Source organism: Demequina sp. NBRC 110052 (assembly GCF_002090075.1).
GTDB lineage: Bacteria > Actinomycetota > Actinomycetes > Actinomycetales > Demequinaceae > Demequina.
The window spans coordinates 237,294-262,385 of sequence record NZ_BBRI01000002.1; the positions used below are offsets into that span (position 1 = coordinate 237,294).

Below are 25,092 nucleotides of genomic sequence, written 5' to 3' on the forward strand. Positions count from 1 at the left end.
CGTCTACTCGGCCGAGTCGCCGAGCTCCAGCAGGTCTCCCGCGTTGATCTCACGCAGCGCCACCGAGAGCGGCTTATCCGTCTGGTCGGCCTCGACGAGCGGGCCCACGTTCTCGAAGTGGCCCTCGCCGAGCACCTCGTAGTACGAGTTAATCTGGCGTGCGCGCTTGGAGCTGTAGATCACGAGCGCGTACTTCGAGTCGACCTTCTCAAGCAGCTCGTCGATGGGCGGGTTCGTGATGCCCTCGGGCTGTGCGACCGTTCCGGCCATGATGTGTACCTCTCTCCTGCGGGGAGACTCCCCCGCAAACCCGCACCATCCTACCGTGCGTGCTCCACCAGATGGGCGACCGCCGCGACGGCGCGGTCCAGATCGTCGTTCACGACGGTCTCGTCGAACTCCTCGACTGCTGCCAGCTCGTCGCGCGCGGTCGCGAGTCGCCGCTCGCGCTCCGCCTCAGTCTCGGTGCCCCTTCCCACGAGTCGCCGCACAAGCTCCTCCCACGACGGCGGCGCAAGGAAGACGAACAGCGCGTCTGGCATCGACGCCTTGACCTGCCGGGCACCCTGGAGGTCGATCTCGAGCAGGCACGGCGTGCCCTGGGCGAGCCGCTCCTCGACGGGGCCGCGAGGCGTGCCGTAGCGGCGATCGCCGTGCACCGACGCCCACTCAAGCAGCTCACCCGCCGCCACCATCCTGTCGAACTCGTCGTCGGACACGAAAAAGTAGTGCTCGCCGTCCACCTCGCCCGGGCGCGGACTCCTGGTGGTCGCCGATACCGACACCCAGATGTCCGGGCGCGAGACCCTGAGCGCGCGCACCACGGTGCCCTTGCCGACCGCAGTAGGCCCGGCAAGGACGACCAGGCGGCTCACCTGGTCTCTCGGGCGACCAGCGCGTCGACCTGATGCGTGCCGAGGCCGCGGATGCGGCGTGCGTGCGAGATTCCGATCTCGTCCATGACGGTCGTCGCGCGCTTGGGGCCGATGCCGGGGAGGCACTGCAGCAGGTCCTTGACCCGGATCCCGGCGAGCGCGTCATCCGACTTCGCCTGACGGATTGCCTCCTGCAGCGACATCTCGCCACGCGAGAGGTCCTCCTTGAACACGCGTCGCGCCGAGCGCACCGCGGTCGCCTTCACCAGCGCGGCGGCGCGCTGCTCCTTGGACAGCTCCGGAGTGGTCACGTGAACTCCTAACGAGGTCTGTCAGTCCAGCTCGTCGGTGGACTGCAGGGTGTACTGCGCGGCGCCGGCGGCAGCCTGGATCGCACCACGCAGCTTCTCCACGAAGGGCCCCGCGTTGAGCACCCCTCGCGACTGATTGACGAGCACGCGCTTGCGCGCGTCCCCGAATACCTGCATCAACTGCGCAGGTCCCGCACCCTGAGCGCCCACACCGGGCGACAGGATCGGTCCGTTGAAGCCCGAGAGATCGATCCCGAGCTTGCTCACGGCATCGCCGACGGTCGCTCCGACGACGAGGCCGACATCTCCCATGGGGCTCGCGCCCTCGTTGAGCTCATTCGCAAGCCGCACGACCGAGGCCGCGACGGGCTCGCCATCCGGACCCACCGCGTGCTGCACCGAGGCGCCCTCCGGGTTCGAGGTCAGCGCCAGCACGAAGACGCCCTTGCCCGTGTGCGCCGCGAGATCGAACGCGGGCTGCAGCGAGCCGAAGCCGAGGTAAGGGGAGACGGTGATCGCGTCGGCCTCGAGCGGGACGCCCTCGGCGAGGTACGCGTCCGCGTAGCCCTCCATCGTGGATCCGATGTCACCGCGCTTGACGTCGAGGATGGTGAGGATCTCGAGCTCGCGGGCGCGACGCAGCACGTGCTCAAGCGCCGCCACTCCCCTGGCGCCGTGACGCTCAAAGAACGCGGCGTTGGGCTTCACGGCCGCCGCGGAGCGGACCGACGCCTCGAGAATGGTCTCGCCGAACGCGGCCAGGCTCTCGGCGGTGTCGGTCAGACCCCACCGCGCGAGCAACTCCGGGTGGGGGTCGATCCCCACGCACAGGGGTCCGCTGACGTCCATCGCCGTCGCGAGACGCTCGCCGAAGCCCATCCGGTCCTCCTTCTCGACGCCAGGCGCCGAATCATCCGTGTTTCCCATGCTACCTGCCCACTTGCTCTCAAGCAGAGAGGGCGCCATGCGCCTCCTGCAGGCTCATCACCTCGAACGAGCCCGCCCGCAGCGCCTCGATCGCCTGCACCGCCGCCGCGAGCTGCTGCGTCGTGGTGATGATCGCCGCGTCGGCAGCGGTCGCTGCCGCCCTGATCTCGTATCCGTCGGCGCGCCCGCCCTGGCCCGACGGGGTGTTGACCACGAGGTGGACCTGACCCGTCTGCACGAGGTCGACGATCGTCGGCTCACCGTCGGGGCCGCGACCCTCGAAGTGCTTGCGCACGACCTCGGCCGGAATCCCGTAGCGGGCGAGCACCTGCGCAGTGCCCGCGGTCGCGAGGATCCTGAATCCCATCTGATGCAGCCGCGCGACCGGGAAGGTGATGGACCGCTTGTCACGGTCCGCCATCGACACGAAGACGGTGCCCTCCGTGGGCAGGCCCCCGAACGCGGCGGCCTGCGACTTCGCGAAGGCCATCGGGAACGTCTCGTCGAAGCCCATCACCTCTCCGGTCGAGCGCATCTCCGGCCCCAGCACCGTGTCGACGGCGAGACCCTCGTGCGTGCGGAAGCGTCGGAACGGCAGCACGGCCTCCTTGACGGCGATGCGCTGCGACATGTCGATGGCGGAGGCATCCTCCTCGGGCAGCACGCCGTCGCGGCGCAGGTCCGCGATCGAGGCGCCCGCCATCAGGAGCGAGGCGGCCGTCGCGAGCGGCACGCCGGTCGCCTTCGCCACGAACGGCACCGTGCGCGACGCACGGGGATTCGCCTCGAGGACGTACAGCACGTCGCTCACGAGCGCGTACTGGACGTTCATGAGCCCGCGCACGCCGATGCCCTTGGCCAGCGCCTCGGTCGAGCGACGGATGCGCTCCAGCTCCTTCACGGACAGCGTGACCGGGGGCAGCACGCACGCGGAATCACCCGAGTGGATGCCCGCCTCCTCGATGTGCTCCATGACACCGCCGAGGTACAGCTCCTCGCCGTCGTACAGCGCGTCGACATCGATCTCGATCGCGTCGTCGAGGAAGCGATCCACGAGCAGCGGCGCGTCAGTGGCGTGGTCGCCGACCTCCGCCATGCGCGTGCCATAGTCCTCGAGCTGGGCGCGGTCGTAGACGATCTCCATGCCGCGGCCGCCCAGCACGTAGGACGGGCGCACGAGCACGGGGAAGCCGATGCTCTCGGCGATCTCGATCGCCTCATCGATGCCGCGCGCGGTGCCGTACGCGGGGGCGGGCAACTCGGCGGCCTCGAGGACCTTGCCGAACGCCTCACGGTCCTCAGCGTTGTCGATCGCCTCGGGGGACGTACCGAGGATGGGGACTCCCGCGTCGGACAGGCGCTGTGCGAGGCTCAGCGGGGTCTGCCCACCCAGCTGGACGAACATTCCCTTGACGGGACCGGCCGCGAGCTCCGCCTCGTACACGGCCATGACGTCCTCGAACGTCAACGGCTCGAAGTACAGGCGGTTGGCGGTGTCGTAGTCCGTCGAGACGGTCTCAGGGTTGCAGTTGACCATGACGGTCTCGTAGCGGTCCTTGAGGCTCAGCGCCGCGTGCACGCACGAGTAGTCGAACTCGATGCCCTGCCCGATGCGGTTGGGGCCCGAGCCGAGGATGAGGATGGCCTCGCGCTCGCGCGGCGCGACCTCGTTCTCGGCGTCGTACGAGCTGTAGTGGTACGGCGTCCGCGCCTCGAACTCGGCCGCGCAGGTGTCGACCGTCTTGAACACCGGGAGCACACCAAGGGCCTGACGCGCCTCGCGCACGTCCGCCGCTTCCAGTCCTCGCAGAGAGGCGACCTGCTCATCCGCGAGGCCGTGACGCTTGGCCTCGAGCAGCACGTCGTACGTGAGTTCAGGGGCCTTGGCCACCGAGTCGGCGACCTCGTTCATCAGCAGCATCTGGTCCAGGAACCACGGGTCGATGCGGCACGCGTCATAGATGGACTCGAGCGTGGTGTCTCCCGCATGGACCGCGCGCAGAAGCTGCTGCACCTGGATGAAGCGTCCCTCTGTGGGCGTCCTGATGGCATCGAGGAGCGCATCGATCTCCGCGCCGACGGGCGCGTCGCCGCGCCAGTGGAAGTTCGCCTGGCGCTTGTCGATCGACCGCAGCGCCTTGCCGAGCGCCTCCGTGAACGAGCGGCCGATGCTCATGGCCTCGCCCACGGACTTCATGGTGGTGGTCAGCACGGGGTCCGCCGCAGGGAACTTCTCGAATGCGAAACGCGGCACCTTCACCACGACGTAGTCGAGCGTCGGCTCGAAGCTCGCGGGCGTGGAGCCGGTGATGTCGTTGGGGATCTCGTCGAGCGTGTAGCCGAGCGCGAGGCGAGCGGCGATCTTCGCGATCGGGAAGCCCGTGGCCTTCGACGCCAGCGCCGAGGACCGCGACACGCGCGGGTTCATCTCAATCACGATGAGGCGGCCCGTCTCGGGCTCCACCGCGAACTGCACGTTGCAGCCGCCCGTATCCACCCCGACCTCGCGGATGATCGCGATGCCCACGTCACGCATGCGCTGGTACTCGCGGTCGGTCAGCGTCATCGCAGGCGCCACCGTGACCGAGTCGCCGGTGTGCACGCCGACGGGGTCCACGTTCTCGATCGAGCACACGACCACGACGTTGTCGTGCTTGTCGCGCATGAGCTCGAGCTCGTACTCCTTCCAGCCGAGAATCGACTCCTCCAGGAGCACCTCGGTGGTCGGCGAGTAGTGCAGTCCCTGTCCGCCGATGCGACGCAGGTCCTCCTCGTTCCACGCGAAGCCGGAGCCGAGCCCGCCCATCGTGAAGGACGGGCGCACCACGACCGGGTACTTGAGGTCCTCCGCGGCGGCGAGCAGCTCGTCCATCGTGTGGCAGATGGCGGAGCGCGCCGAGTCGGCTCCGCAGCGCTCGACTACGCCCTTGAACAGCTCGCGGTTCTCACCGAGGTTGATGGCCTCGAGGTTGGCGCCGATGAGCTCGACGCCGTGCTTGTCGAGGATGCCAGTCTCGGCCACCGCGATGGCGGCGTTGAGCGCCGTCTGGCCGCCGAGCGTCGGAAGCAGCGCGTCGGGCTTCTCCTTCTCGATGATCCGCTCAATGACCTCGGTGGTGATGGGCTCCACGTACGTGGCGTCGGCGAACTCGGGGTCCGTCATGATCGTCGCAGGGTTCGAGTTCACGAGGATCACACGCACGCCCTCGGCGCGAAGCACGCGGCAGGCCTGGGTGCCGGAGTAGTCGAACTCGCAGGCCTGGCCGATCACGATGGGACCGGAGCCGATGACCAGCACGGAGTTGATGTCGTCGCGCTTGGGCATCGTCAGCGCTCCCCCTTCATGAGGTCGATGAATCGGTCGAACAGGTACGACGCATCATGCGGACCTGCGGCGGCCTCCGGGTGGTACTGCACCGAGAAGGCGGGAATGTCGAGACACTCAAGTCCCTCGACCACGTCGTCGTTGAGGCACACGTGGCTGACCTTCACGCGGCCGTAGCCGGCCGGCGAGACGCTGTCACCCTCGCGCGGGGCATCGACGGCGAAGCCGTGATTGTGCGCGGTGATCTCGACCTTGCCTGTCGTACGGTCCATCACGGGCTGATTGATGCCACGGTGACCGAACGGCAGCTTGTACGTGCCGTAGCCGAGCGCGCGGCCCAGCAGTTGGTTGCCGAAGCAGATGCCGAAGAACGGCACCTTCTCGTCGAGCACCTTGCGCAGCTCGCCCACCGAGCGTTCCGCCGCCGCGGGGTCGCCCGGGCCGTTCGAGAAGAACACGCCGTCGGGGTTCATCGCGAGGATCTCCTCGCCGGTGGTGGTCGAGGGGACCACGGTGACGCGCAGTCCGCGCTCGGCCATGCGCTCCGGCGTCATGGCCTTGATGCCAAGGTCCACCGCGACCACGTGCAGACCCGCGTACGCGCCGGTCGGCTCGATCACGTACGGCTCGGTGACAGACACCGCGTCGGCCAGGTGGGCACCGGCCATCTCCTCGCCCGCCTTGACCCGCTCCACGAGCTCGGCCTCCGGGGCCAGCGCGTCGCCGGAGAAGATACCTCCGCGCATCACGCCCTCGCGCAGGATGCGCGTGAGCTGACGCGTATCGATCCCCGAGATGCCGACGATGCCCTGGTCCTCGAGCATCGCGTCGAGGCTGCGGGTCGAGCGCCAGTTCGAGGGCACGCGCGCAGGATCGCGCACCACATAGCCGGCGACCCAGATCTTCGTCGACTCGTCGTCTTCGTCGTTGACTCCCGTATTGCCGATGTGCGGCGCGGTCATCACCACGATCTGGCGGTGATAGCTCGGATCGGTCAGAGTCTCCTGGTAGCCGGTCATGCCGGTGTTGAAGACGACCTCGCCGAGCGTGGCTCCGCGCGCGCCGTACGCACGACCGGTGAAGACCTGGCCGTTCTCCAGGACGAGCAGGGCGGTGTCGCTCACGCGGGGACTCCTTCGGTGTCGGGGGCCAGTCGAGGGTCGAGGTGGGTCGGCTCGCCGCGCAGGATCGTCGCGACGGGCCGACCGGGAAGCTCGATCCCACCGTACGGCGTGTTGCGGGCGCGCGACGCCAGCGCATCGGCGCTGACGGTCCACGGGGCATTCGGATCGATGAGCGTGATGTTGGCGGGCTCGCCAGCGGCGAGCGGGCGCCCGTGAAGATGGTCCACCCGCCCGATGCGCGCGGGCGTCTCCGACATCACGCGGGCGACGTCGCGCCAGGTCAGCACGCCCGTGTCCACGAGCACCTTCTGGACGATGCCGAGCGCGGTCTCGAGCCCGAGCATGCCGAACGACGCGGCGGCCCACTCGCAGTCCTTGTCCTCGCTGGCGTGCGGGGCGTGGTCGGTCGCGATGATGTCGATGGTGCCGTCGCCCACGGCGTCGCGCAGCGCGTCGACGTCATCCTGGGTGCGAAGCGGCGGGTTCACCTTGAACAGCGGGTCGTAGGTGCGCGCGGACTCGTGGGTGAGCAGCAGGTGGTGCGGCGTCGCCTCGGCGGTGACCGAGATGCCGCGCTCCTTGGCCCAGCGCACGATCTCCACCGAGCCGCGGGTCGACAGGTGCTGGACGTGCACGCGCGAGCCGACGTGCTCGGCGAGCAGTGCGTCGCGCGCCACGATCGACTCCTCCGCGACCGCAGGCCAGCCCGCGAGTCCTAGCTCTGCGGAGACCTCGCCCTCGTGCATCTGCGAGCCCTCTGTCAACCGGAGGTCCTGCGCGTGCTGCACGACGGCGCCGTCGAACGTCTTCACGTACTCGAGCGCACGGCGCATAATCACCGGGTCGTAGACGCAGATTCCGTCGTCGGAGAACAGCCGCACGCGGGCGCGCGAGTTCGCCATGGCACCCATCTCGGACAGATGCTCTCCCTTGAGGCCCACCGTCACAGCCCCCACGGGGAAGACGTCGACGAGGCCGATCTCCTGGCCACGGCTATGCACCTGCTCGACCACGCCGGCAGTGTCCGCGACGGGGTTGGTGTTGGCCATGGCGTGCACGGCGGTCCAGCCGCCACGAGCGGCGGCTCGCGATCCCGTCTCGATGGTCTCGGCATCCTCGCGCCCGGGCTCACGCAGGTGCGTGTGCAGGTCCACGAGGCCCGGCAGGGCGACCAGGCCCGACGCGTCGATCACGAGGGCGCCCTCCGGCGCCTCGATCGAGTCGGCCACCTGGGCGATGACACCATCCTCCACGAGGAGGCTGGCGGTCTCCTCGCCGTACAGCGAGGCGTTGACGATGACGATGGGGCGGCTCACTGGGCGCCCTCCTCTCCGGCGAGAAGCAGATACAGGGCGGCCATGCGGACGGCGACTCCGTTGCCCACCTGCTCCACGATGACGGAGCGGGGCGAGTCGGCGGCCTCGGCCGAGATCTCGAGGCCCCTGTTCATGGGGCCGGGGTGCATGACGATCGCGTGGTCGGGCAGCCGTCCCAGACGGTCCGCGTCGAGCCCGTACAGGCGCGTGTACTCGGCGGGGCTCGGGAAGAACGCCAATCCTCCACCCGACATGCGCTCGCGCTGCACTCGCAGCATCATGAGCGCATCGATGTCGTACGACTCGATCGCCTCGTCGAGGGTGTGGACCACCTCGCACGGCCACGGCTCCATGCCGACCGGCACCAGCGTCGGCGGGGCGACGAGCACGACGCGCGCGCCGAGCGTGTGAAGCAGGTGGACGTTCGAGCGCGCCACGCGCGAGTGGAGCACATCGCCCACGATCGCCACGGTCAGCCCATCGAGGCCCGCGCCCTCCGGAGAGCCGACGAGGTGACGGCGCATCGTGAACGCGTCGAGCAACGCCTGCGTCGGGTGCTGGTGCGTGCCGTCGCCCGCGTTGAGGACGCTGCCGTGGAGCCAGCCGCCGTGAGCGAGCTGATACGCCGCTCCGGACGCCCAATGGCGCACGACGACCGCGTCCGCGCCCATGGCCTGCAGGGTCAGCGCCGTGTCCTTGAGGCTCTCCCCCTTGGACACGCTCGAGCCCTTGGCCGAGAAGTTGATGACATCCGCACTGAGGCGCTTCGCGGCGGCCTCGAACGAGATGCGGGTGCGCGTCGAGTCCTCGAAGAACAGGTTGACGACCGTCTTGCCGCGAAGCGTCGGAAGCTTGCGCACCTCGCGCTCCTGCGTGGCGGCCATCTGCGCGGCGGTGTCGAGGATGAGGATCGCGTCGTCGCGGCTGAGGTCGCGCGTGCTAAGCAGGTGCTTCACGCCTCCGCCCTCCCCGCGCTGAGGATCACGGCGTCCTCGCCGTCGACCTCCTCCAGGTGCACGTCGACGCGCTCACTGCGAGAGGTCGGGATGTTCTTGCCCACGAAGTCAGCGCGGATCGGCAGCTCGCGATGGCCTCGGTCCACGAGCGCGGCGAGCTGGACCGCGCGCGGGCGTCCCAGGTCCTTGATCGCGTCGAGCGCCGCCCGAATCGTGCGGCCCGTGTGGAGCACGTCGTCAACGAGCACCACGACCGCGTCGTCGATGCCCTGCTCGGGAAGCCGCGTCGTGCCGATCGCGCGCGTGGGCTGACGGTGCAGATCGTCGCGGTACATCGTGATGTCGAGTGCGCCGCATCGCGCGTCGGCGTCGAACCCGGGCTCGACCTCGGCGAGCCGCGTGGCGAGCCGCTCGGCGAGCGGAAGCCCACGGGTGGGGATGCCCAGCAGGACCACGTCGTCGGGTCCACCATTGCGCTCGAGGATCTCGTGCGCGATACGAGTGAGGGCGCGGGAGATGTCTCCCGGCCCGAGCAGGGTGCCGGTCACGGCGACCTCCTTCTCCGCCTCACAGGACGGCCTTTAAAGGGTGTCTTCGGAGTTCAGCCTAGCCGAGCGCGCACCGCAGGGGCGCCCGCGCGGCCCTCTTCAGTTGTCGTGTCCTTCGAGGTCCGACGCGGTGGTGACGTCATCGACGGGCTCAGCCTCCGCGTCGGGCTGGCTCGCCGGCACCGAACCCATCGCGGGCGCCTCGCGCGCGATGCGCCCGAGCACTCCGTTGATAAACCTCGGCGAGTCGTCAGTCGAGAGCTCCCCGGCGAGGTCCACTGCCTCGTCGATCGCCACCGCTGTGGGAACCTCGGTGCTGAACAGCACCTCCCACGTCGCAAGACGGAGGATTGCGCGATCCACCGCGGGCATGCGGTGCAGCGGCCACTCCTCGGAGGCCTCCTGCAGCAGCGCATTGATCTCGAGCCAACGCGAAATCACGCCGCGGACCAGCTCCGCCGAGTACTCCGGGAGCGGAGTCTCGCGGCCCGAGCGCGCCAGGCGCTCCTCGAGCACATCCGCGACGTTGGCGCCGCGCTGGTCCGCCTCGAACAGGATGTCGAGCGCGCGCTTCCTCGCCTTGGTGCGAGCGGCCACTAGTCGTTCACGCGGCCCAGGTACTCGCCCGTGCCGGTGTTGACCTTGACCTTGACGGGTGCCTCGAGGAATAGCGGCACCTGGATCTCCTTGCCGGTCTCGAGCGTCGCGGGCTTGGTGCCGCCCGACGAACGGTCGCCCTGCAGGCCCGGCTCCGTGTACGTCACCTCAAGCACGACTGAGCCCGGGAGCTCGAGGAAGATCGGGTTGCCGTTGTGCGAGCCGATCGTGGCGACCTCGTTCTCGAGCAGGTAGTCGGTCGCGTCACCCATGACCGCAGGCGAGACGGGGATCTGGTCGAACGTGTCGGGATCCATGAAGATGAAGTCGGTGCCGTCGTTGTACAGGTACTGCATGTTGCGGCGGTCGACCGTCTCGAAGTCGACCTTCGCGCCCGCGTTGAACGTCTTGTCCACGACCTTGCCCGTGAGGACGTTCTTGAGCTTGGTGCGCACGAACGCGCCGCCCTTGCCCGGCTTCACGTGCTGGAACTCGATGACGGACCACAGGTTGCCGTCGAGGTTGAGCACGGAGCCGTTCTTGATGTCGTTCGAAGTCGCCACTGGATAGTCCTCGTTCTCGCTTGAATACCGCAGACGATTCTAGCCGACGCGCACGCCGCACCACCGCGCGGCGCCGCGGGTTAGGCGACCTTCTGGGCGATCGCGTCGAGCGCGAGGCGGTACGAGTCGACGCCGAACCCAGCGATCGTCCCCACAGCGACACCCGAGATCACCGACGTGTGCCGGAACTCCTCGCGCGCATGGGGGTTCGTGAGATGCACCTCGACCAGCGTCAGCCCCGCACCGCCAAGCATCGCGCACGCGTCCCTCAACGCATACGAGTAGTGCGTGAACGCTGCCGGATTCAGGATCACGTGGGCGCCCCAGTCGACGGCCTCATGAATCCACGCGACGAGCTCGCTCTCCGAGTCCGTCTGCCGCACGTCCGCGTCAAGGTGGCGTTCGTCCGCCCAGGCCGCGACCTTCTCCGTCAGCTCGCCCCACGAGGTCGACCCGTACTTCTCGGGCTCACGCGAACCGAGCCTTCCCAGATTGGGGCCGTTGAGGACGAGCACGCGGTTCATGCGGCCAGCCTAGCGGCGCACGGTACGCGTGCCACTCGCCGCGCTCAGCGGCTGACGGCGCCGTACGCACCCAGCAGCAGCGCGGGGTCGGGGCCCTCCAGACGAACGGGGTTGCCGATGCCCTGCAGGACCACGAAACGCAGCATGTCCCCGCGCGACTTCTTGTCGAGCCGCATCGCCGCGAGCAGCGCGTCCCACTTGTCACTCGCGTAGGTCGTCGGAAGACCCAGCCCGGTGAGGATCGCCCGGTGCCGCTCCACGTCGGCCTCGCTGAGGCGCCCCGCGAGGTGGGCGAGTTCAGCCGCGAACATCATGCCGACCGCGACGGCGGAGCCGTGACGCCACTGGTAGCGCTCGACGTGCTCGATCGCGTGTCCGAACGTGTGGCCGTAGTTGAGGATCTCGCGCAGGTGCGACTCCTTCAGGTCTGCGGCGACGACTTCTGCCTTGACCGCGACCTTGCGAGCGATCAGCTCCTCGAGTATCGGCAGTGCGGCATCGTCGAGCGTGCGCTCGTCGGCCATGGAGGCGCGCGCGCCGTCCTGCGGCCCCGCCGCGGAGAGGAGGTCGAGGTTGTCCTCGACGATCTCGAGGATCCGCCCGTCGCGGATGAAGCCGCCCTTGACGACCTCCGCGAGGCCCGCGACCAGATCGTGTCTCGGCAGTGTCGTGAGGAACTGGACGTCGTTGAACACCGCGAGGGGCTCGTGGAACGCGCCGACGAGGTTCTTCCCCTCGGCAGTGTTGATCCCCGTCTTGCCGCCCACTGCGGCGTCGACCATCCCCAGCAGCGTCGTCGGGAGGTGGATCACGCCGATGCCGCGCATCCAGGTCGCGGCGACGAACCCGGCCAGGTCGGTCACGGCTCCCCCGCCGAGGCCGACCACCACGTCCGACCGCGTGAACCCCGACTTGCCGAGGACCTGCCAGCAGAACGCCAGCACCTCGGCGGTCTTGCCCTGCTCCGCATCCGGAACCTCGGCGAGCACGGGCTCGCGCCCCGAGGCCTCGATCAGCGCCCGGAGTCGATCTGCCACCGGCGCCAGCGGTGCCGAGTGCACAACGAGAACCTTGGCCGATGCCCCGGGCAGCGCGTCGATCGCTCGCTCGAGAAGCCCGCGCCCCACGGTCACGTCATACGGCGCGGCCGAGGCGACATGGACGATCCGATCAGTCATGAGGCGCCTCCCGCGATCTCGCCAGCCACCGCGTCGGGTGTGATGCCATCAGTGAGCACCGTGCGCGTCGCTACGGCCTCGTACACCGGACGGCGCTCGTCCATCAGCTGCTTCCATCGCAGGCGCGGATTGCCTGCCAGGAGCGGACGCGCGGCGTTCAGACCCACACGCGGCGCAGCCTGCGCGAGCGACACATCGAGGAACACGACCTCGCCCCCGTCACGCGCGTAGGTCGCGAGCCGTGCCTGTGTATCTGCGTCGAGGACCGCGCCCCCGCCGAGTGACAGCACACCCTCGTGCTCTGTCAGCGCACTCGCAACAGCCTCACGCTCGAGCTCCCTGAAGCGCTCCTCGCCGTCGTCGAGGAAGATCTCTGCGACGGACTTGCCCGCTGCCTGCTCCACGTCATGGTCGGTATCGCGGAACGGCTCGCCCCACACTCGCGCCAGGGCATGCCCGACGCTTGTCTTGCCAGAGCCGGGAGGGCCGACGAGGACGACGCGGGGGCCGGGCATCAGCGGAGGTTGTCCGGGATCGCCGCGGCGAACGCTTCCACATTGCGCCGCACCTCGTCCACCGAGTCGCCGCCGAACTTCTCCAGCACCGCGTCAGCGAGCGTCAGCGCGACCATCGCCTGCGCCACCACAGCCGCCGGCGCCACCGCGCACACGTCGGAGCGCTGATGGATCGCCTTGGCGGGTTCCCCCGACGCCGTATCGATGGTGTCGAGCGCGCGCGGGACGGTGCTGATCGGCTTCATCGCAGCGCGCACGCGCAGCGGCTCGCCGTTCGTCATGCCGCCCTCGACGCCGCCCGCGCGATTGGTGCGGCGCCGCACGCCACCCTCCGTGTACTCGATCTCGTCATGGGCGACAGAGCCGCGTCGCGCCGCCGTACGGAAGCCGTCGCCGACCTCGACGCCCTTAATCGCCTGCACGCCCATCAGCGCGGCCGCCAGCCGTGAGTCAAGGCGTCGATCCCAGTGCACGTGAGAGCCCAGGCCCACCGGCACGCCGTACGCCACGACCTCCACGACGCCGCCGAGCGTGTCGCCGTCCTTCTGACACGCGTCGATCTCCGCGACCATGGCCGCGGAGGTCTCCGCGTGGAAGCAGCGGATCGGATCGGCGTCCAGATCGGGAGTCGAGCCGCGAGGCGGCAACGGCGCGTCCTCGGGCACCGTCACCGACCCCACCTGCACGGTATGAGAGACGAGCTCGATCCCCGCGGCCTGCGTGAGAAAGGCCTCGGCCACGGTCCCCAGCGCCACGCGCGCGGCGGTCTCCCGCGCGGACGCCCGCTCGAGCACGGGGCGAGCGTCGTCGAAGCCGTACTTCGCCATCCCCACGAGATCCGCATGACCGGGACGGGGGCGCGTCAGCGCCGCCGCGCGCGCACCCGTGAGCTCCTCGGGATCCACCGGATCCGCGCTCATCACGGTCTCCCACTTGGGCCACTCAGTGTTCCCGACCATGACGGCCACCGGACCACCTTGGCTGAGCCCGTGGCGCACGCCGCCGAGGATCGTCACCGCATCCTGCTCGAAGCTCATGCGCGCGCCGCGACCGTAGCCCAGGCGCCTGCGCGCCAACGCGTCCTGGATCTCTCCCGTGGTGATCCCGACGCCAGCCGGAAGCCCCTCAAGAGTGCCGACCAGCGCCGGGCCGTGCGATTCGCCTGCCGTGAGCCATCTGAGCATGAGCGTCATTCTTCCATGGTCGGGACGCGCGTCGGCCCCCGCAGGACGAGCCTGCGAGGGCCGTGCGCGACGGGCTAGTTGGAACCGGTGAAATTGCCGTACGGGTCGCCCGCTCCCGGAGCGGTCGGCTCCGCATCGACGAGCTGTTCCGGCACGGTCGGGTCCACGTTCTCGTTGACGTACGTGAAGACGTGGAAGCTGAACTCGCCCGTGTAGAGGTTCTCGTCCTCATCACCGGACTCCACGATCGAAGAGCTCTCGACGTAGAGGAAGCGGTGCTCGCCGAGCTGGAGCTCGGTCAGTACGCCTGCGACACGGCGGTACTCGCCCTGCACCGTCACCGTGATCGGCGTCGCCACGAGATTCCCGAAGGACGCCCCGTCGCTCGGCGCTGTCTTGCCAACCGCGGCAGCGGCTTCGGCCAAGGACTGCGACGCCGGGTCGACGACGGTCGCATCGCCCACCGACGAGTTGACGAGCGTCACGCCGTAGGCATCGAAGGCGGACTGAAGAACGGTACGAACCGCCGCAAGATCCTCTCGGAGCGGCAGGTCGACACGCACCGCCTCGAGCTCCGCGGCGAGCGCTGGCAACTGCGCGTAGTCGAGCTTGAGCACCTCGAGCTGCGTCTCGAGGATGTCGTTCTGGTCCTGCGCCGCGACTGTCTGCTCCTGCGCGTCGGACCGTGCGGTCAGAGCCGGCGAGTACAGCCCGAACCACGCGAGCACGGTCGCCAGGAGCACCAACAAGACGAGTCCGAGGATGATTCCAGCGTTGGAGGTCTTCATGTCAGCGTCCCGCCCCTCGTGCGTTCGCCAGCAGCCCCGCGTAGTACTCCTGGGTGCCGGGCTCGTCCTCGGTGCCGTACCACGACCGCGAGAACCTCTCGGTGAACACGTCGTAGGTCACTTGGATCGTGCCAGTCAACTCGAAACCAGTCGCGCCCTCACCCTCTTCGGCACCTTCGAGGCCCAGATTGCTCACATCCACGACCCGAACCTGGGAGAACGCATCGTAGGACTCGAGACGAAGTTCAACATCGTTGGCTGCAACGAAGGTAGGCGAAGATGCGGTGAAATTGATCGTGCCGACGCTCGGCTTGGCAAAGGCCCCGCTGCCACCGCCAGCTGCGTTCGCGAAGGTCGTAATTCCCAAGGTGTACTGCGTGAGAACCGTGCCTTCGGGCATCGCGCCGAGCAGGTACGAACTGACCTCCGCGCGCACTACGTCCGTGTTGCCCACGAACACGCGCGCCTGCTCCGCGGACGTGAGCTCGGACTTGATGTTCTGCACCACCTGGTATTGCGCGATCTCCGTGTTGAGCGCCGTCATCTTCTGCTGCTCGAAGGCGAGCTCGTCCTCAGCGGAACGGCGCAGGTTGTCCACCAGGAGGAAGCCAGCCGCGAGGAAGATGACGAACACCACTGCGAAGACACCCGCAATCCGCACGAGCCTGGACCGCGTGCGCCGTTCGCCGACCTCGGGAGGCAGGAGGTTGACCTGCGGGAGCGCGGGCGCCTTCACCGACGCGGGAACCGGGTTCACGACGACACCTCCATCATTCCCAGGCCCACCGCGATGGCCCCGAGCGTCTCGTAGCCAGCCACCGACGTCGTCGCCTTCTTCGCGACCTTCACGCGAGAGAACCCGTCACCGAAGCTGACGGGAAGCCTGCTCGCGCTCGCCAGGTACTGGCCGAGCCCGGGGAGGTGCGACCCTCCACCGGTGATCACCACGTGCTGGATCCCGGCGCCCGGGTTGTTGCCCGCGTAATACACGAATGTGTTGCGCACCGCATCGACGAGCGTCTTCGTCGTGGTGGCGATCGCGTCCTTGGCCAGCTGGTACTCCGGGCCCACCTCGGTGCCGATGCCGATGCGACGCTTGTACTCCTCCGCCTCCGGGAGCGACACCTTCATCGCGCTCGCCACGGCGTCGGTCGCCTCTGCTCCGCCTGACGGCAGGACGCGGATGAACCGCGGCATGCCGTTCTGCGCCACGACCACGTTCGTGGTTCGGGCGCCGATGTCCACGAGCGCGACGACCTGCTGGGCCCAGTCGCCGAACACCTGAGCGCGCAACAGTGCGAAGGCGCTGAGGTCGACCCCGATGGGCCGCAGACCCGCAGCCTCGACCGCCACGATGGCGTTGGCAACCGCATGCTTGCTCGCGGCCACGAGGATGCCGCGCAACTGCTTCGCGCCGTCCACCTCGACCTCTGCGGTCGGATAGAAGTCGAGCAGGGCCTCATCGGCCGACATCGGCAGCATCTCCGCGACCTGGAACGGCAGGGACGAGCGCAGCTCCGCGAGCGGCATGGACGAGAGCTCGAGCTCACGCAGCACGGTGCGCTGGTTCCCGAAGCCCACCACCACCTGCTTGTCCGAGAACTTCGCCGACGCCCACAACTGCTTGAGCACGGCGGCCAGGCCCGCAGTATCGAGAACCTCGCCGTCGCCCACCACTCCCGCGGGAAGCTGAGCGGTCGCGAAGTTGACGAGCGTTGCAGATCCCCCCGCGCCCGGGCCCTTGCCCGAGAGCTCGACCTCTGCGGCCCGCACCTGCGTCGTTCCGATATCGACGCCGATCACACGTGTCGCCACGGCACTCCTTCCCCAGAAAACCTTGCCCAGACTATCGGCATGCCACGCGTATTCATCAAGGCATCCGTGAGATTTCTCGCATCCGGTCGTAAACGCACAATCATCGCATTGACCTCATACCACGCCCAGCATTCCCAGATATGCATCCGAAATCGCGCCGCCAGCAAGAAGCCCCAGCCACGCGCCTGCGATCAGCGCCGGTCCGTACGGCACCGCGGATTTGCGGCCGAGCTGGCCCGCGAGGAGGCCTCCGATCACGAAGACGCCTCCGATCAGGGGCCCCGCAATGGCGGCGACCGCGACGGCGCCCCAGCCAAGGTGCCCGGCGACGAGCCCCAGAAGCCCGGCGGTCACGACGTCGCCGAAGCCCATGCCCGCGGGGTACACGAACCACACCGCGGCGTAGAAGCCTCCGAGCGCGCCCAGGCCCGCGAGAGGCATCCACCAGGTGGCGCCCTCCCCCATCACGGTCGCGACCAGCAGCAGGACGGCGACCACGCCATAGCTCGGGAGCACGAGCGCAAAGGGCAGTCGGCGCACATCGAGATCGATGGCCACGAGAGCGACCGAGACGACGGCGAGGTATGCGAGGAGGAGCGCGGTGACGGACCAGCCCCACTGGAGGAACACCAGCACCCAGAGCGATGCGACGGCGACCTCGACGATCGGATAGCGCCATGAGATCGGCTCACGGCACGCCCGGCACCTGCCCCTCAGGATCGCGAAGGACAAAACCGGAACGTTGTCATACCAGCGAATCGGCGCCCCGCACCGAGGGCAGCGGCTGCCGTCGCTGACCCAGTTCTCCCCCGCCGGCACGCGAGCGATGAGCACATTCGTGAAGGATCCCCAGAGCAGACCGAGGACCGCGACTGCCGCGATCTCCACTCGGTCAGCGCATCTCGCGCTTGCTGGCGATCTGCACGTAGTAACCGGCCGAAGCGCTCGACTGATCGATGTTCAGCTCCACACCAGGCACATCCACGGCCTCATAGATGAAGTTCGTGCCGGTCTGACCCACCGTGACGTTCCCGCCGTACACCTGCCCGTACGCCGTGGAGCGGTTCTGGAACGAGATGGTGCACGGCGAGTACATGAAGATCGAGATGGGCGGCTGCACGTCGATGGCGTTGGCACTCAACGAGATATTGCCGATGCCGCCCGAGCACTCCGCGACGCCGTTCGGGTTGTTGTCCATCACCATGATCATCACCTGGTGCGGCTGACCATCTCCGGACTTCATGACGATGCCGTTGGACACGTCGAACGAGTTCACGATCAGCGCCGCATCGGCGTAGAGGTTCATCGTGAAGTAGGTGTTGCCCGAGTGCGAGTTGATCCTCAGGTCGCAGCCCCGCATGTCGTAGACCGTGTTCGTGGTGCCCGTCTGCGGGAAGCGCACCGGCCCCTCGTCCCAGTTAGCAGGCACCGTGCACGCGTTCAGGCTGTCCGTCACCTGCGTGAGCTTCCATGCCTGGTTGAAGTGGGGGGCCCATTGCGCGAGGATCGCGTCGCGGAAGCCGCCGAGGTCGGACATCGCCCAGCCATCTCCGGTCCAGTCGCTCGGCTCCCACACGATTTCCGGGAGGCCCACGGGGTTGTAGTACTCGAGGCCAGGGCACGGCGTGGTGTTGTCCGAGCACACGGTGCCGGAGATCACCGAGTTGCTCCAGTGTCCGTTGGTCGGAGTGTTGCCGCCGACCGCGAGGTTGCCGCCGATCGTGATCCTGTTGCTGAGGTTCACGTCGCCGTTGAAGATCGTCGCGTTGCCGCCAATCGTCGGCGAGCCCGCAGGCGCCGGAGTCGCGTTGTACAGACCGTCGGACGCATAGAGGTTGCCGGTGATGTGGCAGCCGCGGCTCTGGAAGTTCGCAGTGCCGTCGACCACGTAGACAGAACCCTCGATCGCGGTGTTATTCGGATTGCACAGCCAGTCACCGGAGTCCTGCCACACCGCTGCTGCCTCCGAGGCGGCTGCCGCGCTCACAAGGTAGCCGCCTCCGGGGTTGATGACGCCACCACTGAACAGTGCTGCGCCAGGAATGGACGTGGAGATCGCCTGGAGATTGACCGTGGCCTGCACGGTCCGCTCGGGCTCGGCGCCGGGACCGGGATTGACCGGAGTCGCGACGGCAGTGATGATCGCCTTGGTCGCGATCTCGTTGAGCACGCCGCTCGCGCACGTGAGGTTCGGGGAGGCCGCTGCCGGGTCGTCCGTGAAGTACTCGAGAGAGACATCGACCGTCACTTCGGTGGAGCCCTCCCCGTAGGTCAGGGTGTCGCTGCACACCGGACCGATCCGAAGTGAGGCGAGAGTCGCGTCAACCGCGGCCTCGGCCGCGTGTACCTCGGTGGTGCGCACGCGGTCGCGCTGGGAGTCGTTGGTGACCATGAGGGCCTGCGCCACGACGACCACGCTGAGCATCATCCCGATGATGGACACGCCCACGGCTGCCACGAGCGCGCTGCCGCGATCGCGCATCCGGTAGGTGTTCGCGCTGCTCATCAGTTCTCCTCCTGGTACATGCTACGGCGCGGGGTACGCCTGGCACTTGGTCGCGGGGTATCCGATGACAGAGTTGCGACCGGTCACGACGGTCGAGACGGCCACCGGCTTCGACTGCTCGCGCGCCTCGGGGTCCTTGAGACGCAGCGTGACACGGACGAACTGCGCAGTCGTGGTGCCGGTCGACGTCGTGTCCACCCAGAACGGCGGCCACGTCGTGGGATCGGCGGGATCGATGTCCGACTCGGTCGCTGGCAACACGTCCATCTGCACGAGGTTGCGGGCGACGACTCCCCAGTCGGTGGCACTCAGCACATTGCCGGGCTCCCACTTACGGAACTGCAGGTCGCCGAAGCCGTCGCCCTCCTGATCGATCACGCGCCACTGGACGCACATGTCGAGACCGTCCTCCTGCGTGTTGATGCGCATGGAGAAGAACGGACCCACGCCGGCCGTCGCCATCGACTCCTGCGAGGGGTCAAGGATCACATTGCCCGAGCGCACCTGGCGGTCGATCTGTGACACTCCCAGGCGAGCCTCCTGCACCGCCCGCACGGTCGCCACGGTGTCTTTCGACTGGTACGTGATCGCGATCAGCACGGAGAACACGATCGCCATGAGGATGCCGAAGATGACCATGCCGATCAGCAGCTCGGTGAGAGTCATGCCGGAGTCGTCGGTCCGGCGCCGCAGGCTGCTACGCATCCGACGGCTCCAGGTATGTGACCGATGCGCGCATGCCTGAGAGCTGAGTGGTCGCCGTGACGGTGTATACCAGGGTGGGGTCCGCGACCGACGCGATGGTGTACGAGGCCGTGATCGTCACCGAGCCGCTGTCCACCGTCGCGATGCACGCCTCATCGATGCAGTCGGGGTCGGTGCCGTCCTCGGCATCGACCGCGCCAGTCACGGTCACACCCGCCGAGGCCGTGACTTCGTAGCCGCCGAAGGTCGCAGTGACAGGAGCCGTGATCTCGGTGCGCGAGGTCGAGGAGCTCAGATCGAACGCCTCGTAGCCGCTGTACGGACCCGTTCCGGTCCACCAGTACACGGTGCCGCACCGCGTCGAGATCGGGTCGGTGTCCTCGAAACCGAAGCCTCGCTGCACCAGGACCGATTCGGTGTAGCGCGAGCACGAGCCTGCATCGCCCTCGACCCGCACAAGGCCGCTCGAGGCATCGCCGCCCCAGTCGGCGCCGATCACGGCGCCGATAGACACGTCGGCCGACGACCGCTCGGCGCCCGCCGACACGCAGCCGGGCTCGGAGTTGGTCACGCAACCCACGCTGGGGTCGGATGCCGCGGCGGTCGGGAAGCGCGCGACCCACGCGTCATCCGAGTTGCTGCTCGACTCAGCGAGTCGCCGGGCCAGCCGGATCTGCGTGCCATCGACGTCCATGATCATGTACGCAGAACCGGACGCGATCGTCGCATTGTTGCCCAGTGATGCGTGAGCGCAGCCCGAGTCCGCAGGGATGCCCGTCACACAGCCGTTGGTCATACTCGCGTCGATGCTTCCCGGTCGCGCGTAGTCGGAGCGCGCCCAGAAATCGATGCCCGTGCCTCCGGTCGTCACGTAGCGGATACTCTCGTCTCCGCCCGTGAGGCTGACCGAGACGTCGCTCGGATTCGTCGTCAGCGCAGACGCCACGTCGTTGTCCGCTGCGAGCTCGAACCCTGACCCGCCGTTGAGCCAGCCGCTGCTGGAAACCTGCGTGTTGGGATTGTTGTCGTCCACGCTCGTCGCGCCGTACTGCAGGTAGCCGACCGCGTTGGTCACCTGCTGGCTCTGCAGGATGGCCGAGGTGCTCGCGCTGCGCACGTAGAACGAGTAGAAGATGTCACCGGTGGGGTACAGCAGGTTGACGGCCGTGGGCGGACCGGTCGGCGGAGTCATCGAGGCGTCGACATACGTGGAGAACGTGCCAGAAGCGGACTCAGCCGAGAAGTACGCCTGGCAGCCCGTGAGGAACGGCTGGACCGCCTGCTGCGCGCTGTTGCACGCGTCACCACGGAAAGCCTCCGACCAGATCACGGTCTGACTGGGACGGCCGCCGGGCCCGGACCAGTTCACCACCGCGGCGAGAGTGACGATCGAGTTGTCCGCCACCGTGGGCTCCAGCACGTACGAGCGAATCGTGAAGTCCGTGCCAGCGAGCGAGGGATCCTGCCTCACCTGCATGTTCGAGCCCGCCGCATAGCCCGTACCTGCGGGATCCATGAGGATGGGCGTCCACTCGGGGGTCGAGTCCTGCACGGACGTGCGGACGGTGCGCGAGACCCCGCCCACCTCGAGCTTCCCCGTGGACGTGTTGATGTTCGGGTCGACGTTCCCGTCGTTGAAGTTGTTGTCGAGACCGCTCGCGAGCACTGCCCACGGAATGGCGCGCATCTGCTCCATCGCCTCGTTCGCAAAGGCGGTGGCCTGCTCGCGCTTGCGCGCCTCCGCGACGGTCACCATCGACGAGATCTGGATGCCGATGAGCAGCGTGAGGATCAGCCCCAGGATGAACATTGCGACGATGAGCTCAACGAGCGAGAACCCTTGCTCTCGTTCGCTCAGCACACGCCACCGCGCGTTCATCAGCTGCACGACTGCCCCTCTCAGCTACGTGGTCCTCGATACTACCGGTGCCGCCGGACCCGAGCGGCGGTGCCGTGGGGCGACGCATTGTGCGCGCCACCCCACGGCTCCTTACCCGATGTCGTCGAAACGACGTCAGCCTTACGGGCAGGTGCCCTCTTCGAGGCCGCCCTGAGCGGAGTACTTGAAGCCGAGGTCGTTGGCGACGTCGCCCTCGTCGTTGCGCACGGAGACGCACCAGTCAGTCGACGATGCAGCCGTACCGGAAACGGTGGCGAGGTACACGTTGTTCGACTGGTTGCCGATGAGGTTGTCGGTCGCGACCGTGTTCATGTAGTACTTCTCGTTCGACACGGTGATCGCAGGCATCACGGTGCCGTCGACCCAGAAGGTGGCGATCTCCTTGCCGAGGGTGGAGACGTCGGCCTTCGCCGCCGAGTCCTCGGCCTTCTTGCGCTGGTTGAGGAAGATCGGGATGGCCACCGCGGCGAGGATGCCGATGATGATCATGACGACCAGCAGCTCGATGAGCGTGAAGCCCTGGTCCTTGTTCTCGATGCTCTTGCGGATGCGCGCGATCATGCGTGCTCCCCCATTTCTGTGTGCATTGTTTTCATTGTGAACTCCGCGGCGAACCGCGGATTTAACGTCCGCCCCCGTGTGCCATGTTAAACCCTCAGCAATGAGGTCGGACGAGCTCTTTGTAACTACTAGGCAATCAGGTCGAACACTCCAAAGATCGGCAGATAGAGCGCGATCACCATGAATCCGACAATTCCTCCCAGCACCGCAATCATGAGCGGCTCGATAAGCGAGGTCAACGCCTCTGTGGTCGATTCCACTTCCTGATCGTAGAAATCTGCGACCTTCGCCAGCATCTCGTCGAGCGCGCCCGTGTCCTCACCGACGGCGATCATCTGCACGACCATCGCGGGGAAGACCGGATGCTGCTGCAGCGGCGCGGCCAGGGAGTTTCCGGTGCGCACGGACTCCTTGACTGCTTTGGCCGCATTCTCGATGACGATGTTGCCCGAGGCCTCGCCGACGATGTCGAGCGCCTGGAGGATCGGCACGCCCGCCTTGATCATCGCGCCGAAGTTGCGCGTGAACCGCGCGACGGCGATCTTGCGGACCAGCCCTCCGAACACCGGCATCTTGAGGTAGAGCGGCTCGACCTTCTCGCGGAAGCCTCGCTTGTGCTTGTTCTTGTTGAAGAGCACGACGGCGACCACGATGCCGATCACGATGGGGACCGCGCCGATCTTCAAGAACGCGGACATGTTCACGAGGACCTGCGTCAGCGCCGGCAGCTCGCCACCGAGATCCGTGTACATCGACGCGAACACGGGCACGATGAACAGCAGCATGCCGATCACGGCGAGTACGGCGATCGCGAACACGACCACGGGGTACGTCATCGCGGACTTGATCTTGCCCTGGAGCTTGACGGAGGCCTCGAAGTTCTCGGCGACCGACACGAGCACGTCGTCGAGGAATCCGCCGACCTCGCCTGCTCGCACCATGTTGATCATCAGCGGCGGGAAGACTCCCTGGTGCTTGCTCAGCGACTGGGACAGCGAGTTTCCGGTCTCGACGTCGGACCGAACCTCCTGGATCACCTTCGCGAGGGCCTTGTTCTCGGTCTGCTCCGAGAGGATGTTGAGCGCGCGGATGAGGGATAGTCCCGACTGGATCATCGTGGCCATCTGACGCGCCATGACGGCGATGTCCTTGAGGCTGATCTTGTCGGTGAGGCCAGGGATATGGATCTCGGTGTTGAGACCACCGGTGCTGACGGCCGTGATGGAAACCGGCGACATGCCCATGGCCTTGAGCCGCGAGGACACCGCTGCTTCGTTGGCGGCCTCGATCTTGCCCGTCTGGATGCGCCCGCCCGAGTCCCTGACGGAGTACTCGAACGTCTTGGTCTGCGCTGCCATCTGTCAGTCCCTCCCGCTCACATCGCGTGGCTGGAGGTCATGGCGCCCTGCGCGGAGCCGCCCGAGCGGCCGCTGAGGCGGTTGAACTCCTCGGTGTGGTGACACTTCTCGAGCCCGGTCTCGTACGAGATCTTGCCCGCCTTGACCAGATCCGCAAGATGCTGGTCCATGGTGTGCATGCCCTGCTTCTGGCCGGCCTGCATCGACGAGTAGATCTGGTGGGTCTTGCCCTCGCGGATGAGGTTGCGAATCGCCGAGGTGGCGACCATGACTTCGGTCGCGACTGCTCGGCCGGGCCCGTCGGCGCGGCGGCAGAGCGTCTGACACACGACGCCCTGGAGCGCGGTGGCGAGCTGGGTGCGGACCTGGCCCTGCTGGTGCGCGGGGAAGACGTCGATGATGCGGTCGATGGTCTGCGCGGCGTCCTGCGTGTGCAGGGTGCCGAACACGAGGTGGCCGGTTTCGGCTGCGGTCAGCGCCACCGAGATGGTCTCGAGGTCGCGGAGCTCGCCGACGAGGATGATGTCGGGGTCCTGACGCAGCACGTGCTTGAGCGCGGCACCGAACGAGTGCGTGTCCGCGCCGACCTCGCGCTGGTTGACGAGCGACTTCTTGTGGCGGTGCAGGAACTCGATCGGGTCCTCGACCGTCATGATGTGGTCCGAGCGGGACCTGTTCGCGAGGTCGATCACCGAGGCGAGGGTCGTCGACTTGCCCGATCCCGTCGGTCCGGTCACGAGCACAAGTCCGCGCGGCAGTCCAGCGAAGTTGCCGACCACCGGCGGGATGCCCAGCGACTCGAGCGGTTTGATCTCGTAGGGGATCACTCGGAAGGCCGCACCCACCGAGTCGCGCTGCATGTAGACGTTGACGCGGAATCGCGCCTCGCCCACCAGTGCGTACGCGAAGTCGAGCTCGAGATTGGCCTCGAAGTCTTCGCGCTGCTTCTGGGACAGGATCGAGTAGATGACACGCTGCAGCTCCTCGCCGTCGAGCGTCTTGAAGCCCTCGAGGGGGCTGAGCGATCCATCCACGCGCGCCATGGGCGGTGCGCCCACGGTCACGTGGAGGTCGGAGCCGCCGAGCTTGAGCATGCGGCGGAGCGCTCCGTTGAGGTCGAAGTCGTCCTCGCGCGCCTCGTTGTTCATGCCGACGCGTCCGCCGCTGGCAGCGGTCGGGCGCGGGGCTGCGGCGGGCGCGCCAACCCCGGCCTGCGCCGCCCGGGCGGCAGAGCGCGACACCTCGGCGCCGCTCGGGACGGGAGCCTGTGGCGCCGGCTGCTGGGGTGGGACAGGCGCGCCGCCAGGGGCGGGCGTCGGAATGGACTGCGTCGCGGGCGTCGGCTGGCCGTACGACGGAGCTGAAGGCGCAGGCGCCTGCGGCGGTATCGCGGGGCCGCCGGGGGCGAAGGTGCCTTGTCCGGGCGTCGGGGGCTGCGCCGCGCCCTGAGGCGCGTAGCCAGGGGCAGGTGCCTGCTGACCGTACGAGGGCTGGCCCTGCGCGGGGTATGCCTGGG

The 25,092-nt window shown here is 67.9% G+C and carries 25 protein-coding genes; all 25 read right to left on the minus strand.

All coding sequences use genetic code 11. The annotated features are described in order from the left end of the window. Positions 1 to 3 precede the first annotated feature (3 nt). The 25 genes from rpoZ to B7K21_RS01255 all read right to left on the minus strand — a co-directional run bounded on the left by rpoZ (position 4) and on the right by B7K21_RS01255 (position 24,724). The gene (gene rpoZ / locus B7K21_RS01135; protein ID WP_084073100.1) at positions 4 to 270 is read right to left on the minus strand and encodes a DNA-directed RNA polymerase subunit omega; all 267 of its coding nucleotides are present in this window, start codon (positions 268 to 270) and stop codon (positions 4 to 6) included. 50 nt (positions 271 to 320) lie between these two features. After that, the gene (gene gmk, locus B7K21_RS01140; protein ID WP_084073101.1) at positions 321 to 875 is read right to left on the minus strand and encodes a guanylate kinase; all 555 of its coding nucleotides are present in this window, start codon (positions 873 to 875) and stop codon (positions 321 to 323) included. Beyond that, on the minus strand, positions 872 to 1,186 hold the full coding sequence (mihF, locus tag B7K21_RS01145) for an integration host factor, actinobacterial type (protein ID WP_084073102.1): 315 nt from the start codon (positions 1,184 to 1,186) through the stop codon (positions 872 to 874). Before mihF ends, gmk begins: the two co-directional genes overlap by 4 nt. 21 nt (positions 1,187 to 1,207) lie before the next feature. Then, positions 1,208 to 2,113, minus strand: a complete 906-nt coding sequence (gene pyrF, locus B7K21_RS01150) for an orotidine-5'-phosphate decarboxylase (RefSeq protein ID WP_234989124.1) — start codon at positions 2,111 to 2,113, stop codon at positions 1,208 to 1,210. Positions 2,114 to 2,132: 19 nt separating this feature from the next. Next, positions 2,133 to 5,438, minus strand: a complete 3,306-nt coding sequence (carB, locus tag B7K21_RS01155; protein ID WP_084073104.1) for a carbamoyl-phosphate synthase large subunit — start codon at positions 5,436 to 5,438, stop codon at positions 2,133 to 2,135. A 2-nt stretch (positions 5,439 to 5,440) separates the two neighbouring features. Further along, complete coding sequence (carA, locus tag B7K21_RS01160; RefSeq protein WP_084073105.1) at positions 5,441 to 6,562, minus strand: glutamine-hydrolyzing carbamoyl-phosphate synthase small subunit; 1,122 nt, start codon at positions 6,560 to 6,562, stop codon at positions 5,441 to 5,443. Continuing rightward, positions 6,559 to 7,878, minus strand: coding sequence for a dihydroorotase (locus B7K21_RS01165; protein WP_084073106.1), 1,320 nt, complete (start codon positions 7,876 to 7,878; stop codon positions 6,559 to 6,561). Before B7K21_RS01165 ends, carA begins: the two co-directional genes overlap by 4 nt. Beyond that, complete coding sequence (locus tag B7K21_RS01170) at positions 7,875 to 8,834, minus strand: aspartate carbamoyltransferase catalytic subunit (protein WP_084073107.1); 960 nt, start codon at positions 8,832 to 8,834, stop codon at positions 7,875 to 7,877. The genes B7K21_RS01165 and B7K21_RS01170 overlap by 4 nt, the downstream gene beginning before the upstream one ends. After that, entirely contained in the window at positions 8,831 to 9,382 is a 552-nt protein-coding gene (gene pyrR, locus B7K21_RS01175; RefSeq protein WP_084073108.1) for a bifunctional pyr operon transcriptional regulator/uracil phosphoribosyltransferase PyrR, read from the minus strand. The genes B7K21_RS01170 and pyrR overlap by 4 nt, the downstream gene beginning before the upstream one ends. Before the next feature lie 99 nt (positions 9,383 to 9,481). Further along, positions 9,482 to 9,979 (minus strand): transcription antitermination factor NusB, encoded by a 498-nt coding sequence (gene nusB / locus B7K21_RS01180; RefSeq protein WP_084073109.1) that lies wholly within the window; start codon positions 9,977 to 9,979, stop codon positions 9,482 to 9,484. Next, positions 9,979 to 10,542 (minus strand): elongation factor P, encoded by a 564-nt coding sequence (gene efp, locus B7K21_RS01185; RefSeq protein WP_084073110.1) that lies wholly within the window; start codon positions 10,540 to 10,542, stop codon positions 9,979 to 9,981. Before efp ends, nusB begins: the two co-directional genes overlap by 1 nt. Positions 10,543 to 10,622: 80 nt before the next feature. Continuing rightward, positions 10,623 to 11,066: a type II 3-dehydroquinate dehydratase gene (gene aroQ / locus B7K21_RS01190; protein ID WP_084073111.1), complete on the minus strand. Its 444-nt coding sequence runs from the start codon at positions 11,064 to 11,066 to the stop codon at positions 10,623 to 10,625. Between the two features lie 44 nt (positions 11,067 to 11,110). Then, positions 11,111 to 12,244: a 3-dehydroquinate synthase gene (gene aroB, locus B7K21_RS01195; RefSeq protein ID WP_084073112.1), complete on the minus strand. Its 1,134-nt coding sequence runs from the start codon at positions 12,242 to 12,244 to the stop codon at positions 11,111 to 11,113. Then, complete coding sequence (locus B7K21_RS01200) at positions 12,241 to 12,759, minus strand: shikimate kinase (RefSeq protein ID WP_084073113.1); 519 nt, start codon at positions 12,757 to 12,759, stop codon at positions 12,241 to 12,243. The genes aroB and B7K21_RS01200 overlap by 4 nt, the downstream gene beginning before the upstream one ends. After that, complete coding sequence (gene aroC / locus B7K21_RS01205) at positions 12,759 to 13,943, minus strand: chorismate synthase (RefSeq protein ID WP_084074752.1); 1,185 nt, start codon at positions 13,941 to 13,943, stop codon at positions 12,759 to 12,761. The genes B7K21_RS01200 and aroC overlap by 1 nt, the downstream gene beginning before the upstream one ends. Positions 13,944 to 14,017: 74 nt before the next feature. Next, complete coding sequence (locus tag B7K21_RS01210) at positions 14,018 to 14,731, minus strand: hypothetical protein (RefSeq protein ID WP_084073114.1); 714 nt, start codon at positions 14,729 to 14,731, stop codon at positions 14,018 to 14,020. A 1-nt stretch (position 14,732) separates the two neighbouring features. Beyond that, positions 14,733 to 15,488 (minus strand): PilN domain-containing protein, encoded by a 756-nt coding sequence (locus B7K21_RS01215; RefSeq protein WP_084073115.1) that lies wholly within the window; start codon positions 15,486 to 15,488, stop codon positions 14,733 to 14,735. Next, positions 15,485 to 16,546 carry a type IV pilus assembly protein PilM gene (gene pilM, locus B7K21_RS01220; RefSeq protein ID WP_234989125.1) on the minus strand — a complete coding sequence of 354 codons (1,062 nt, stop codon included), beginning with the start codon at positions 16,544 to 16,546 and terminating at the stop codon, positions 15,485 to 15,487. Before pilM ends, B7K21_RS01215 begins: the two co-directional genes overlap by 4 nt. Positions 16,547 to 16,660: 114 nt before the next feature. Beyond that, the gene (locus B7K21_RS01225) at positions 16,661 to 17,434 is read right to left on the minus strand and encodes an A24 family peptidase (RefSeq protein ID WP_084073116.1); all 774 of its coding nucleotides are present in this window, start codon (positions 17,432 to 17,434) and stop codon (positions 16,661 to 16,663) included. Positions 17,435 to 17,438: 4 nt separating this feature from the next. Next, positions 17,439 to 19,052, minus strand: a complete 1,614-nt coding sequence (locus tag B7K21_RS01230; protein WP_084073117.1) for a hypothetical protein — start codon at positions 19,050 to 19,052, stop codon at positions 17,439 to 17,441. A 21-nt stretch (positions 19,053 to 19,073) separates the two neighbouring features. Then, positions 19,074 to 19,718: a PilW family protein gene (locus B7K21_RS01235; protein ID WP_234989126.1), complete on the minus strand. Its 645-nt coding sequence runs from the start codon at positions 19,716 to 19,718 to the stop codon at positions 19,074 to 19,076. A 31-nt stretch (positions 19,719 to 19,749) separates the two neighbouring features. Continuing rightward, positions 19,750 to 21,636, minus strand: a complete 1,887-nt coding sequence (locus B7K21_RS01240; RefSeq protein ID WP_234989216.1) for a prepilin-type N-terminal cleavage/methylation domain-containing protein — start codon at positions 21,634 to 21,636, stop codon at positions 19,750 to 19,752. A 141-nt stretch (positions 21,637 to 21,777) separates the two neighbouring features. After that, on the minus strand, positions 21,778 to 22,218 hold the full coding sequence (locus B7K21_RS01245; protein ID WP_084073120.1) for a type II secretion system protein: 441 nt from the start codon (positions 22,216 to 22,218) through the stop codon (positions 21,778 to 21,780). Positions 22,219 to 22,346: 128 nt separating this feature from the next. Further along, positions 22,347 to 23,576: a type II secretion system F family protein gene (locus B7K21_RS01250; protein WP_084073121.1), complete on the minus strand. Its 1,230-nt coding sequence runs from the start codon at positions 23,574 to 23,576 to the stop codon at positions 22,347 to 22,349. Between the two features lie 17 nt (positions 23,577 to 23,593). Beyond that, complete coding sequence (locus B7K21_RS01255) at positions 23,594 to 24,724, minus strand: type IV pilus twitching motility protein PilT (protein ID WP_084073122.1); 1,131 nt, start codon at positions 24,722 to 24,724, stop codon at positions 23,594 to 23,596. Between the last annotated feature and the right edge of the window lie 368 nt (positions 24,725 to 25,092).